The sequence below is a fragment of the Microbacterium sp. 2RAF4 genome (assembly GCF_052115285.1).
GTDB classification, from domain to species: domain Bacteria; phylum Actinomycetota; class Actinomycetes; order Actinomycetales; family Microbacteriaceae; genus Microbacterium; species Microbacterium oxydans.
The window spans coordinates 113,620-124,890 of the sequence record NZ_JBFRGI010000001.1; the positions used below are offsets into that span (position 1 = coordinate 113,620).

General features: G+C 67.5%; 15 protein-coding genes. 11 read left to right on the top strand and 4 right to left on the bottom strand.

The genetic code is table 11. The features are described 5' to 3' along the window. Positions 1–152: 152 nt before the first annotated feature. The 4 genes from AB4070_RS00535 to AB4070_RS00550 all read left to right on the top strand — a co-directional run bounded on the left by AB4070_RS00535 (position 153) and on the right by AB4070_RS00550 (position 3,127). Positions 153–1,181, top strand: a complete 1,029-nt coding sequence (locus tag AB4070_RS00535) for an aldo/keto reductase (RefSeq protein WP_378874817.1) — start codon at positions 153–155, stop codon at positions 1,179–1,181. Between the two features lie 69 nt (positions 1,182–1,250). After that, a complete protein-coding gene (locus AB4070_RS00540) occupies positions 1,251–1,853 on the top strand; it encodes a histidine phosphatase family protein (RefSeq protein ID WP_046748311.1) in 603 nt (200 codons plus the stop codon). Positions 1,854–1,952: 99 nt separating this feature from the next. Further along, entirely contained in the window at positions 1,953–2,693 is a 741-nt protein-coding gene (gene dapB, locus AB4070_RS00545; RefSeq protein ID WP_441978463.1) for a 4-hydroxy-tetrahydrodipicolinate reductase, read from the top strand. After that, positions 2,693–3,127, top strand: coding sequence for a hypothetical protein (locus tag AB4070_RS00550; RefSeq protein ID WP_441979018.1), 435 nt, complete (start codon positions 2,693–2,695; stop codon positions 3,125–3,127). The genes dapB and AB4070_RS00550 overlap by 1 nt, the downstream gene beginning before the upstream one ends. 31 nt (positions 3,128–3,158) lie before the next feature. Here the strand turns inward: AB4070_RS00550 and AB4070_RS00555 are convergent, their stop codons facing one another. The 3 genes from AB4070_RS00555 to AB4070_RS00565 form a co-directional block, all read right to left on the bottom strand. Then, positions 3,159–3,584 carry an OsmC family peroxiredoxin gene (locus tag AB4070_RS00555; RefSeq protein WP_441978464.1) on the bottom strand — a complete coding sequence of 142 codons (426 nt, stop codon included), beginning with the start codon at positions 3,582–3,584 and terminating at the stop codon, positions 3,159–3,161. An 80-nt stretch (positions 3,585–3,664) separates the two neighbouring features. After that, entirely contained in the window at positions 3,665–4,240 is a 576-nt protein-coding gene (locus tag AB4070_RS00560) for a DUF4395 family protein (RefSeq protein WP_441978465.1), read from the bottom strand. A gap of 20 nt (positions 4,241–4,260) precedes the next feature. After that, complete coding sequence (locus AB4070_RS00565) at positions 4,261–4,674, bottom strand: thioredoxin family protein (RefSeq protein ID WP_441978466.1); 414 nt, start codon at positions 4,672–4,674, stop codon at positions 4,261–4,263. Positions 4,675–4,790: 116 nt separating this feature from the next. On the opposite strand from AB4070_RS00565, the gene AB4070_RS00570 reads away from it, so the two are divergent. Genes AB4070_RS00570 through AB4070_RS00580 form a run of 3 tightly spaced genes read left to right on the top strand, consistent with a single transcriptional unit; the run spans position 4,791 to position 6,834 of the window. Further along, entirely contained in the window at positions 4,791–5,600 is an 810-nt protein-coding gene (locus AB4070_RS00570) for a thymidylate synthase (protein ID WP_282846874.1), read from the top strand. Continuing rightward, a complete protein-coding gene (locus AB4070_RS00575) occupies positions 5,597–6,073 on the top strand; it encodes a dihydrofolate reductase (RefSeq protein WP_441978467.1) in 477 nt (158 codons plus the stop codon). The genes AB4070_RS00570 and AB4070_RS00575 overlap by 4 nt, the downstream gene beginning before the upstream one ends. Then, positions 6,073–6,834 (top strand): SDR family NAD(P)-dependent oxidoreductase, encoded by a 762-nt coding sequence (locus tag AB4070_RS00580; protein ID WP_441978468.1) that lies wholly within the window; start codon positions 6,073–6,075, stop codon positions 6,832–6,834. Before AB4070_RS00575 ends, AB4070_RS00580 begins: the two co-directional genes overlap by 1 nt. Before the next feature lie 31 nt (positions 6,835–6,865). On the opposite strand, the gene AB4070_RS00585 is transcribed toward AB4070_RS00580, so the two are convergent. Continuing rightward, complete coding sequence (locus tag AB4070_RS00585; protein ID WP_441978469.1) at positions 6,866–7,429, bottom strand: NUDIX domain-containing protein; 564 nt, start codon at positions 7,427–7,429, stop codon at positions 6,866–6,868. Positions 7,430–7,474: 45 nt separating this feature from the next. Here AB4070_RS00585 and AB4070_RS00590 point away from each other — a divergent pair, with 45 nt between their 5' ends. The 4 genes from AB4070_RS00590 to AB4070_RS00605 all read left to right on the top strand — a co-directional run bounded on the left by AB4070_RS00590 (position 7,475) and on the right by AB4070_RS00605 (position 11,197). Beyond that, entirely contained in the window at positions 7,475–7,894 is a 420-nt protein-coding gene (locus tag AB4070_RS00590) for an EF-Tu/IF-2/RF-3 family GTPase (RefSeq protein WP_441978470.1), read from the top strand. Between the two features lie 28 nt (positions 7,895–7,922). Next, positions 7,923–8,900 carry a 4-hydroxy-tetrahydrodipicolinate synthase gene (gene dapA, locus AB4070_RS00595; RefSeq protein ID WP_046748321.1) on the top strand — a complete coding sequence of 326 codons (978 nt, stop codon included), beginning with the start codon at positions 7,923–7,925 and terminating at the stop codon, positions 8,898–8,900. A gap of 53 nt (positions 8,901–8,953) precedes the next feature. Then, positions 8,954–10,630, top strand: a complete 1,677-nt coding sequence (locus AB4070_RS00600) for a ribonuclease J (protein ID WP_058630532.1) — start codon at positions 8,954–8,956, stop codon at positions 10,628–10,630. Between the two features lie 72 nt (positions 10,631–10,702). Continuing rightward, entirely contained in the window at positions 10,703–11,197 is a 495-nt protein-coding gene (locus AB4070_RS00605; RefSeq protein ID WP_441978471.1) for a GNAT family N-acetyltransferase, read from the top strand. Positions 11,198–11,271: the final 74 nt, after the last annotated feature.

Below are 11,271 nucleotides of genomic sequence, written 5' to 3' on the forward strand. Positions count from 1 at the left end.
GTGACCAAATCGTTATCCGGTGTTTCCGCGCCGTTCCCTGGATTGGTCGGGGCGTTCGGGGAATTCGCTTACTCTCGAAGTACGCACCGGGGGGTGCAGATCCAGCAGGTACGCAGGTCGGCACGCACCGATCGACGCGGGGGTGAGAGAGTATGCGGTTGTTCAGCGTAGGCGCAGGAGCGTCTGAGGAAGGCGCCAAGCAGGGCGCTGCCGAGCATCCGTCCGCGCCCATCCCGATCGTCGGACCCGGGATAGGGGAGTCCATCCGCGTCGCCCTCGGTGAAACGGGCTTCGAGACGTTCCCTCTGATGCTCGGCGCCGCGGAGTTCGGCTGGAACGTCGATCTCGAGACCAGCCACGGCATTCTCGACCGCTACGTGGAGTTCGGCGGAAACGCCATCCACACCGCTGATGGCTTCTCCGGCGGACGCAGCGAGCACATCATCGGGCAGTGGTTGCGGTCGCGCGGTCAGCGCGAGCGCAGCGTCCTGAGCGTCCGCATCGGCGCCCATGCCGACAACCCCGGCCTCGGTTCGGTCAACCTCGTCCGTGCCGTCGAGGGATCGCTGACCAGGCTCGGGGTCGACCGCATCGATGTGCTCTATCTCGATGCCACCCTCGACGCGACGACCAACCTCGAAGACACCTTGGCGACCGTCGAGTGGATGACGGATGCCGGCAAGATCGGTTCGGTCGGTGCATTCGGCTTCGCCCCGGAGCGACTCGTGGAAGCACGCATCCTGGCCGCGGCCGGTTACCCGCGCATCCAGGTGATCGACACTCCGTACAACCTCGTCCGCCGTCAGCCGTTCGAGGGTGATCTTCGCCTCGTGGCCGGTGCGCAGAACCTCGCCGTCACGCCGTCGCACGCGCTCGAGCACGGGTTCCTGTCGGGTCGGCATCGCAGCAAAGCGCTCACCTCGCGCGGTGTGCGCGGTGAGCAGCTGCGTGGTCATCTGAACCGCCGGGGGATCAAGATCCTGCGGGCTCTCGACCAGGTCGCCGAGGAAGTGAGTGCTCCTGTCGCGGCGGTCTCCATCGCCTGGTTGCTCGCTCAGCGCACGATCGCCGCGCCCATCGTCAACGCGTTCGCGAGCGATCACGTCGATGAGCTGATGCAGGGAGCGGGCGTCTCGCTCTCGCGCAGTCAGGTGTCCGATCTCACCCGGGCGGGCAACTGAGCTTCCCGCCACCCGTGACATAGGGTGGAAGAGAGGTCCGGCGGATGCTGGCGATGAAGCGAGCGATTTGTGACGCACTACATATATCTGGTCAGGCACGGTGAACATCAGGATGCCGAGTACGGTCTTGCAGACGGACCCCTCTCGCCGAGGGGACAGCGTCAGGCGGAACTGATCGCGGATCGGCTTTCCGGGCTCCCGCTCGACGCTGTCTGGCATTCCCCGTTGTTGCGCGCGAACGAGACGGCGCGGGCGATCGCGGCCCGTCTGCCGTCGGTGGATCCCGAGCCCACCGCGCTGCTGTTCGACTGCGTCCCGACCGGGATGACGGAGGAGACTCCTTCCGTGTTCGAGCCGTTCTTCGGTTCTGTCACCGAGGCCGAGATCGAGGCGGGGCGGGCGCAGATGTCCGATGCCGTCAACGAGTTCCTGGTGCGCAAGACCGGAGACGTGCACGAGGTGCTGATCACGCACAACTTCGTGATCTCCTGGTTCGTGCGGGAGGTCCTCGCCGCACCGGAGTGGCGATGGATGACCCTGAACCAGTCCCATTGCGGGCTGACGGTGATCGCTCAGAAGCAGGGGCGGCCGTGGACGTTGCTGACTCACAACGACACCGGCCACCTTCCAGTGGAACTGCGCACCGGGATCCCCGACGCGCTGCTGGTCTGAGCGCCCTGACCTGAGGCGCCTCCGTAGCGTCGTGGAATCCGAGGCGTTCGCCCGCGCGCCCCCGACCGTGCTCTGTCGGCCGCGAAATAGACTGGATGCATGACCACGCAGGTAGCACTCGTCGGCGGAACCGGGAAGCTCGGCACGATCATCGGTGCGGTGATCGATGAGCTCGACGGGTTCGAGGTGAGCCGTGTGCTGACCTCCTCCAGCGATCTCGCGGAGATCGACGGTGCGGACCTGGTCGTCGATGCTTCGACGCCGCAGGTGAGCATCGAGGTGGTACGCGCAGCCGTCGAACGCGGCATCAACGTGCTGGTCGCGACCTCGGGCTGGTCAGCGGAGCGGATCGCGCTCGTACGTCCTCTCGTCGAGTCCGCCGGCACCGGTGCCGTCTTCATCCCGAACTTCTCTCTCGGATCGGTCCTCGGGTCTGCACTGGCGGCAGCCGCCGCCCCCTTCTTCGGCTCGGCGGAGATCATCGAAGCGCACCGCGAGACCAAGATCGACTCCCCGAGCGGAACGGCCGTGCGGACCGCGGAACTGATCGCGACCGCGCGTGCGGAGCAGGGCCCCGTCAGCGCACCGCATGCGGACCAGCGTGCCAGGGGGCAGCAGGTCGGCAGCGTGCCCATCCACTCGCTGCGGCGCCCCGGGGTCATCGCGAAGCAGGAAGTCATCCTCTCCGGCCCGGGCGAGTCGCTCACCTTCACACACGACACAGTGGACTCGGCGCTCGCCTATGGCCCAGGAATTCGGCTCGCCGTGCCCTTCGCGCTGAATGCCGACGGCGTGTTCGTGGGTCTCGAGCACATGATCGACATCGGCATCCGATCGTGATGTCGCGTATCGGCGTCGCGCTGATGGCTGCGGCGCTGCTCGTCTATCTCGCTGTCGCGATCTGGCTCGCGGTGATGTTCATCTCGGTCGGCTCCGGTGTGTCCATCGGCATGGGGGTCACCCTGCTCGTGCTGGCACCGATCGGAGCATGGGCGCTGGTCCGGGAGATGATGTTCGGCTTCGGCGCCGATCGTCTGGGACGTCTTCTCGATGCAGAGGGCGGGATGCCGCCGGTCGAGACGGAACTGACCCCCAGCGGGAGGATCGCCCGCGCGGACGCCGATCCCCTGATCGCCCGGTATGCCGCGGAAGCGGATGCGGCGGGTGACGACTGGCGGGCGCGCTATCGGCTGGGAGTGGTCCAGGACGCGGCGGGCCGCCGGAAAGACGCCAGGGCCAGCATTCGCGAGGCGATCCGGCTCTCGCGTCGCTGACCCTGGTTCCGGAAGGAACTTCGCCCCGTGATCAGGCGAGTGTCGCCTCCAGAGTGATGTCGATCCCGGAGAGCGCCTGAGACACCGGGCAGCCGGTCTTGGCTCCGTTCGCGATCTCCTGGAACGCCTCCGGCGTGAGGTTCGGAACCGTCGCATTGACGTTGAGGTGGCTGCCGGTGATGCCGACGCCCGGCTTGAACGTGACCGACGCCGTGGTGTTGACGCGCTCCGGTGGCGTGCCGTTCTCGGCGAGGGCGTGGGAGAGGGCCATGCTGAAGCACGACGCATGCGCGGCTGCGATGAGTTCCTCGGGCGTCGTGGTGGTGTCGCTGCCCTCGCTGCGCGCCTTCCAATTGATCGGGAAAGTACCGAGATCGGACGATGAGAATGCGACCGTGCCCGATCCCTCCATGAGCGACCCGGTCCAGGTGGTGGTGGCTTCGCTGGTGACAGGCATGATTCCTCCGGTTCTCGCACTGCGGGCGCAGCGTCGGCTGGTCGCCAGCCTACCGAGCGGCGGACGGGCGGGGAACAGCCTCAGGTGGCCGCAGTTCTGCCGATGAGCCCGGCTCGCTGCAGCACGAGGTAGAGCTGGCAGCCCAGGCAGAAGGCGAATGCCGCGTTGAGGAAGGCCGCCACGAAAGCCGCAGCCGTCGCGATCGGCAGAGCCCAGGGAACGCCGAGGAGATGCAGGACCAGACCGATGCCCACGACGAAGAGCCCGACACCCTGCGAGAAGCGCGGAGGGCGAGGATCTTCGAGTTCGGCGGGCGGAGCGAGACGCGGTCCCACCGCCGCACGGAAGAGCGCGCTCCAGGGAGCCGTCCGCGGTGACACCACACCCCAGAGGAACAGCAGGGCGACGACGAAAGCGAGGAGGAAGCCGGGATCGAGAGCGCGCTGTGCGAGGGAAGCGGAGGAGATCGCCCACCCCGTCGGCACGAATGTGGCGTCGGCAAGGGGCTGATACGCGAACCAGCCGAAGGACGCGGCACCCGCCCGCGCGGTGGATAGCCCCGTCAGTGCCAGGAACGTCGTCACCAGCAGCAGTACGGCGGTGATCGCTGCGGCGAATCGGGGGCCTCGGGGGTCGATGCCGGCGGGATTGCTCATGGATGCTCCGATTCTTCGGCTCAGACGGTCGAGAGGGCGTCGGCGAGGGCGTGCCGGTGGGGGACACCGTGGAATCGCGCGCGCACGGCACCCGACCCGTCCACGACGAAGGTGGTCGGTGTCTGGAGCACCTTGTAGCGGGTCGAGAGGTCGGGACGGTGAGTCAGATCCACCTCCACATGACGGAGGTCCTCGTGCTCGGCGGCATATGCGCCGAGCAGCCTCCGCACCTGCGGGCACCGCGCGCACATCTCGGTGCTGAACTGCACCAGGGTCGCCCGGGACCCGAGTTCGGCGGAGGCGGCATCCGCGGGATCGAAGCGAAGCGTGCCGCCGTCGCGTCGTCGACCGTCGCGGCGTCGCAGCACGACGCCGATGAGGGTCGCGAGCACGAGCAGTGCAGCGGCGACGCCGAGGGCCAGGGCGGGAGACATGGGTCGAGGATATGCCGCTCCAGGGTGCCAGGGGCTGATGTTTCCGACGATGACGGCGATGTCCCGGAGCGCGCTCCTCCGCCCGGCAGGGTGAGGGTGGCGGTATCGTGGCTGTCATGAGCGCAGCCGTCCCGACTCCTTATGAAGATCTCCTCCGAGACGTCCTGGAGAGCGGCACGCACAAGTCCGATCGCACCGGCACCGGCACGACGAGCGTCTTCGGGCGACAGATCCGCTTCGACCTGTCAAAGGGGTTCCCGCTCATCACGACCAAGCGCGTGCACTTCAAGTCCATCGCCTATGAGCTCCTCTGGTTCCTGCAGGGGGATTCGAACGTGGGGTGGCTTCGGGAGAACGGCGTCACGATCTGGGATGAGTGGGCGGACGAATCCGGCGACCTCGGCCCTGTCTACGGTGTGCAATGGCGTTCCTGGCCGACGCCAGACGGCGGCAGCATCGACCAGCTCTCCGAGGTGATCGAGCAGATCCGCCGCTCGCCCGACTCGCGGCGGCTGATCGTCTCAGCATGGAACCCCGCCGACATCCCCGACATGGCGCTCGCACCGTGCCACGCGCTGTTCCAGTTCTACGTCGCCGACGGCAAGCTCTCCTGCCAGCTGTACCAGCGCAGCGCGGACATGTTCCTCGGAGTGCCGTTCAACATCGCTTCCTACGCGCTTCTCACACTGATGATCGCTCAGCAGGTGGGGCTCGAGCCGGGCGACTTCGTCTGGACCGGCGGCGACTGCCACGTGTACGACAACCACGTCGAGCAGGTGCGCGAGCAGCTGAGCCGTGAGCCCTACGCATACCCGACGCTGCGTTTCGCGCGGAAACCCGAGTCGATCCTCGACTATCGCTACGAGGATTTCATCGTGGAGGACTACCAGCACCACGCGCCGATCAGGGCGGCGGTAGCGGTATGACCTGGGTGGGGTTGATCTGGGCCGAAGCGCACGGCGGAGTGATCGGCGCGGAGGGCGGCATGCCGTGGCATGTGCCCGAGGACCTGGCTCACTTCAAGGAGGTCACCCTCGGCGCTCCGGTCGTGATGGGGCGCAAGACCTGGGACTCTCTCCCCGGGCGCTTCCGTCCGCTCGCCGGTCGCGAGAACATCGTGGTGACCCGGCAGCAGGACTGGTCCGAAGAGGGTGCGCGTCGCGCGGCGACCGTCGCCGAGGCGGTCCGCGGACTCGACCGGGCATGGATCATCGGGGGTGCGGAGATCTTCCGACAGGTCATCGGCGATGCGGACCGCCTGGAGGTCACCGAGCTCGACCTCGACGTCGCCGGCGACGCGTACGCCCCGGACAAGAAGGGCTGGCGCCTGGTCGACGAGGGGGAGTGGCACACCTCGCGCACCGGCGTCCGGTATCGCTTCCTGGGATACGAGCGCTGATGCCCACCGCACTGATCACCGGAGCGAGCGCGGGGCTCGGCGCCGAGTTCGCGCGTCAGCTCGCGCGACGGCGGGCTGACCTCATCCTGGTGGCGCGGTCGGAGAGCGCCCTCGAGAAGCTGGCGGCGGAACTGCGGAGCGAGTACGGGGTCGCGGTCGAGATCGTGTCCGCCGACCTGGCGGAAGAGGGGGGAGTCGAGAAGGTCGCGGAGAGGCTGCGCGACACCACGGACCCTGTCGACCTTCTGGTGAACAACGCCGGGTTCGGCCTGCCCCTGCAGTTCGCCGACAACGACATCGACGATGAGGTCCGTCACCTGCGGCTGCATGTGGAGGCACCGATGCGGCTCATGCATGCGGCGCTCCAGTCCATGCGCGGTCGGGGCGGGCGCATCGTCAACGTCGCCTCTGTCGCGGGATTCATCTCGCGCTCGACGTACTCCGCATGCAAGGCATGGCTCATCGGCTTCAGCCGCTGGGCCAACGCCGAGTACGGGAGGGACGGGGTCTCCGTCACGGCGCTGTGCCCGGGTTTCACCCACACGTCGTTCCACGAGCGGATGGGGCTGCCGGTCGGTCAGGAGGGCGTTCCCGACATCATGTGGCTGAATGCGCGCGACGTCGTCAGGGTCGGTCTTCGCGATGCGGCCCTCGGCAGGTCGGTGTCGGTGCCGTCGCTGCGATACAAGGCCATCGTCGCTCTGACGCGCGTGCTGCCGAGCTCGCTCACGTCCGGTGTGGTGCGTCGCGGCCGGGTCTGATACCCGACGCTTCCGGGCCGGTCCGCGAGGTTCAGCGGAACCTTCCGAGCCGGATCCCCGCTTTCGCGATGGCGGAGATCGTCTCGCCATCCGTGATGGTGTCCTCCGCGATCATCGTGAGGACGTCCTCGAACGGCACCCAGGAGACGGCGCGGATGCCTTCTTCCGCCTGAGTCTCGGCAGAGACGCCGCGCGAGGTGCCTTCGCCCGTGATCGGTTGGAGGTCGCGGGCGAGGAAGACGTGCTCCGGGGCCTCGGCGATGCCGTTCAGCGCCAGCATGCCGCCGAGAGGTGTCCAGTCGGCCGCTTCGAACCCGGTCTCCTCGCGAAGCTCGCGCTGGGCCGCGACGAGCGGATCCTCCCCGTCGCTGCCACCGGCCGGGACCTCGATGCTCGTGCCGACGGTGTACCTGTCGATCGTGACCAGGCACACGCGCTCGTCTTCGTCCATCGCGACGATGAACACGGCCGGATGCTGCATGGAGACGACACCGTAGATGCCCTCGTCGCCTGAGGGCCCCGCGATCCGGTCCTCTCGCACACGGATCCACGCGTTCTCGTACTTCGTCTCGGTGCTTCGTGTGAGCCAACCCATCCCTCGAGCGTACGGCGGAGCGCCTCGGGTCCGTACGATCGGTGCATGGGCTGGTTCAGGAGAAAGCGCGATGCGCAGGGTGCCGATGAGATGCTTCGGGAGTACAACGCCGCGGAGGCCGCTCGCCTCGCGGACCTCACTTCGGGGATCTCCGCCGATACCGCTGCACCCATGACGGTCGGCGGTGAGGCCGGCGCCGGAGAGGTCGCCGTCGAGGACGTGTTCAGGATCACCGGCCGCGGTCTCGTGGCCACGGGGAAGGTGAGCCGCGGTGTCGTCCGCGTCGGAGACGCGGTCTCGGTCATCCGTGACGGTGCCACGCTGTCGACGACCGAGATCACCGGCATCGAGATGTTCCGCAAGCGCGCGAACGAGGCGAGGGTCGGCGACATGGTCGGGGTGCTCCTGGCGGGCAAGAACGACGTCGCCCGCGGGGACGTCATCCGCGTCTCCGCGTCCGCATGACCGGCGGCCGAACCGATACGCTGGGTCTATGACGCACTCGGGCAACCCCTTCGGACAGGTTCTCGTCGCGCTCGTCACTCCGATGACGGCCGACGGCGAAGTCGACTGGCCCGCCGTCGAGAAGCACATCGATGACGTGATCACCGCGGGAGCGGACGGCATCGTCGTGACGGGAACGACCGGCGAGACCTCGACTCTGACGGACCCCGAGAAGCTCAAGCTCGTCGAGGTCGGCAAGTCGGTCTCCGCGGGTCGGGCGAAGATCATCACGGGTGGCGGGTCGAACGAGACCGCGCACGCGATCGAGCTCTACAAGGCCAGTGAGAAGGCCGGCGCCGACGGCATCATGATCGTCACGCCGTACTACAACAAGCCGACGCAGGCGGGCATCCTCACACACTTCCGTCTGGTGGCCGATGCCACCGATCTCCCGGTGATCCTGTACGACATCCCTGGCCGGACCGGTGTGCCGATCAAGTACGAGACGATCCTGCGTCTGGCGAAGCACCCGAACATCCTCGCCGTGAAGGATGCCAAGGGCGACTTCTCCGAGGTGAGCCGGGTGCTGAACCAGACCGACCTCATGTACTTCTCGGGCGACGACGCGAACGTGCTGCCGCACCTCGCGATCGGGGCGACCGGGTTGATCGGCGTGACGGCGAACGTCGCCGCGGCGCCGTACCGAACGATCATCGACGCGGTGAACGCGGGAGACCTCGCCACGGCCACGGCGGAGCACAAGCGGCTCGAGCCGCTCGTCCGCGCCGTGATGACGCATGTGCCTGGCACCGTCGCGGCCAAGTACATCCTGCACGGGCTCGGTCGCATCTCGAGTCCGCGCGTCCGACTTCCCCTGGTCGGTCCCGAGGAATGGGAGGCGGCACTCATCGAGGATGAGCTCGACCTCGTCCAAGACGTTCCCGGTGCCGACTTCTCGAACTTCCGTCCCGACCGCAATGCGGCCGCGGGCGGTGCCCTGCCGAAGGTGCACGGCACGACGCGCTGAGTCGCGTCGCCATGAACGAACGGACGCGCGGAGTGTCCGACTGAGGAGACAGCATGTCCATTCCCCTGGTAGAACCGACCGCTCTCGACGAAGGGACGCTGCGGGTCATCCCGATCGGCGGGCTCGGAGAGATCGGTCGCAACATGACCATGTTCGAGTACGACGGGAAGATCCTGATCGTCGACTGCGGTGTGCTCTTCCCGGAGGAGCACCAGCCGGGCGTCGACCTGATCCTCCCGGACTTCGAGCCCATCCGCGATCGCCTCGACGACATCGTCGGCGTCGTGCTCACACACGGCCACGAAGATCACATCGGCGCAGTGCCCTACCTCCTGCGCCTGAAGAGCGACATCCCCCTGATCGGCTCCGGGCTCACTCTCGCGCTGGTCGAGGCGAAGCTCAAGGAGCACCGCATCAAGGCCTTCACCCTCACCGTGAAGGAGGGGCAGGAGGAGCGGGTCGGTCCGTTCGACCTGGAGTTCGTCGCGGTCAACCACTCCATCCCCGACGCGCTGGCCGTGGCCATCCGCACTCCCGCCGGCATGGTCCTGGCGACCGGCGACTTCAAGATGGACCAGCTTCCGCTCGACGGCCGGATCACCGACCTGCGTGCGTTCGCCCGCCTCGGGGAAGAGGGCGTGGATCTGTTCCTCGTCGACTCGACCAACGCCGACGTGCCCGGCTTCACCCCGACGGAACGCTCCATCGGCCCCGTGCTCGATCAGGTGATCGCGAAGGCGCCGCGTCGCGTCATCGTCGCCAGCTTCTCCAGCCATGTCCACCGCGTGCAGCAGGTGATCGATGCCGCACACGCCAACGGGCGCCGCGTCGCATTCCTCGGACGCAGCATGGTGCGGAACATGACGATCGCCGAGCAGCTCGGCTACCTGAAGGTGCCGGACGGCGTCCTGATCGACTTCAAGAAGGCACGGGACCTGCCCGACGAGCAGATCGTCTACATGTCGACGGGCTCGCAGGGCGAGCCGATGGCCGTGCTCAGCCGGATGGCGAACATGGACCACGCGATCGAGATCAGCGAGGGCGACACCGTCATCCTCGCGTCCAGCCTCATCCCCGGCAACGAGAACGCGGTGTACCGCGTGATCGACGGCTTGACCAAACTGGGCGCCAACGTCGTGCACAAGGCGAACGCGAAGGTGCATGTCTCCGGGCACGCCGCCGCCGGCGAGCTCATCTACTGCTACAACATCCTGAAGCCGAAGAACGTCCTCCCGGTCCATGGCGAGTACCGCCATCTCATCGCGAACGCCAAGCTGGCGCAGGACACCGGGGTGCCCGAGGACAACACGATCATCGCCTCGAACGGCACCGTGATCGACCTCAAGGGCGGCGTCGCGAAGGTCGCAGGTCAGCTCGACCTCGGGTTCGTGTACGTCGACGGCTCAACCGTCGGCGAGATCACCGATGCCGACCTCAAGGACCGCCGGATCCTCGGCGAGGAAGGCTTCATCTCGGTCATCGTCGTGGTGGACGCCACGACCGGCCGCATCATCTCGGGTCCGGAGATCCATGCGCGCGGCGTCGCCGAGGACGACTCCGTGTTCGACGACGTCACGCCCAAGATCGTCGCCGCGCTCAAAGAGGCGTCCGGCAATGGTGTCCGTGACACCCATGCGCTGTCGCAGGTCGTGCGACGCACGATCGGTCGCTGGGTGAATCAGCGGCTTCGTCGTCGCCCGATGATCGTGCCGCTCGTCATCGAGGCATGACGGCGGTGCGGTCCTCTCGCACTCACGGGTAGTCGTCACGCCGACGTAACACCGTCGGCCTAGGCTCGCGTCATGCACAGGGGCTTCGAGCTTCGCAGGGCGTCGCAGACGGATGCGATGTTCCTCGGCGACATGCTCGTCGAGGCGGCGAACTGGCGAGCCGGGGGAGTGCGCCCGCGACATGAGGTGCTGACCTCGACGGAGCATCGGCGCTACCTCGCGGGGTGGAAGCGCATGTCCGACGAGGGCCTCGTCGCCGTGGGTGACGATGACGTCGCGGTCGGTGCCGCCTGGTATCGGGTGCTTCCGCAGAATGAGCCCGGATTCGGCTTCATCGGCGTCGCCGTCCCCGAGCTGATCATCGGCGTGCATCCGCTCTGGCGTGCTCGGGGTGTGGGTCGGTCCCTGCTGCGCGGCATCGTGCAGCTCGCCGGGTCTCAAGGCCATGCCAGGGTCAGCCTGAGTGTGGAGCGGGACAACTTCGCGCGCAATCTGTATCGCGCGGAAGGGTTCGCCGTGGTGGGCCAGGGGCCCACTCGCGACACGATGGCTCGCGGCACGGGGTAGGGGAGGCTCTCTCCGATCCGTGGAAAGCCGCGTCATTACGGGGCGGTGTCGCCTGTTGGACGTAACGTGAGAGC

Bases quoted from the DNA above. Each gene is read 5' to 3' on its own strand.
- AB4070_RS00575 (WP_441978467.1), top strand. From the start codon at position 5,597: ATGACCTGGGTGGGGTTGATCTGGGCCGAAGCGCACGGCGGAGTGATC.
- AB4070_RS00535 (WP_378874817.1), top strand. From the start codon at position 153: ATGCGGTTGTTCAGCGTAGGCGCAGGAGCGTCTGAGGAAGGCGCCAAG.
- AB4070_RS00585 (WP_441978469.1), bottom strand. From the start codon at position 7,429: ATGGGTTGGCTCACACGAAGCACCGAGACGAAGTACGAGAACGCGTGG.
- AB4070_RS00590 (WP_441978470.1), top strand. From the start codon at position 7,475: ATGGGCTGGTTCAGGAGAAAGCGCGATGCGCAGGGTGCCGATGAGATG.
- dapB (WP_441978463.1), top strand. From the start codon at position 1,953: ATGACCACGCAGGTAGCACTCGTCGGCGGAACCGGGAAGCTCGGCACG.
- dapA (WP_046748321.1), top strand. From the start codon at position 7,923: ATGACGCACTCGGGCAACCCCTTCGGACAGGTTCTCGTCGCGCTCGTC.
- AB4070_RS00600 (WP_058630532.1), top strand. From the start codon at position 8,954: ATGTCCATTCCCCTGGTAGAACCGACCGCTCTCGACGAAGGGACGCTG.
- AB4070_RS00550 (WP_441979018.1), top strand. From the start codon at position 2,693: ATGTCGCGTATCGGCGTCGCGCTGATGGCTGCGGCGCTGCTCGTCTAT.
- AB4070_RS00560 (WP_441978465.1), bottom strand. From the start codon at position 4,240: ATGAGCAATCCCGCCGGCATCGACCCCCGAGGCCCCCGATTCGCCGCA.
- AB4070_RS00570 (WP_282846874.1), top strand. From the start codon at position 4,791: ATGAGCGCAGCCGTCCCGACTCCTTATGAAGATCTCCTCCGAGACGTC.
- AB4070_RS00555 (WP_441978464.1), bottom strand. From the start codon at position 3,584: ATGCCTGTCACCAGCGAAGCCACCACCACCTGGACCGGGTCGCTCATG.
- AB4070_RS00580 (WP_441978468.1), top strand. From the start codon at position 6,073: ATGCCCACCGCACTGATCACCGGAGCGAGCGCGGGGCTCGGCGCCGAG.
- AB4070_RS00605 (WP_441978471.1), top strand. From the start codon at position 10,703: ATGCACAGGGGCTTCGAGCTTCGCAGGGCGTCGCAGACGGATGCGATG.
- AB4070_RS00565 (WP_441978466.1), bottom strand. From the start codon at position 4,674: ATGTCTCCCGCCCTGGCCCTCGGCGTCGCCGCTGCACTGCTCGTGCTC.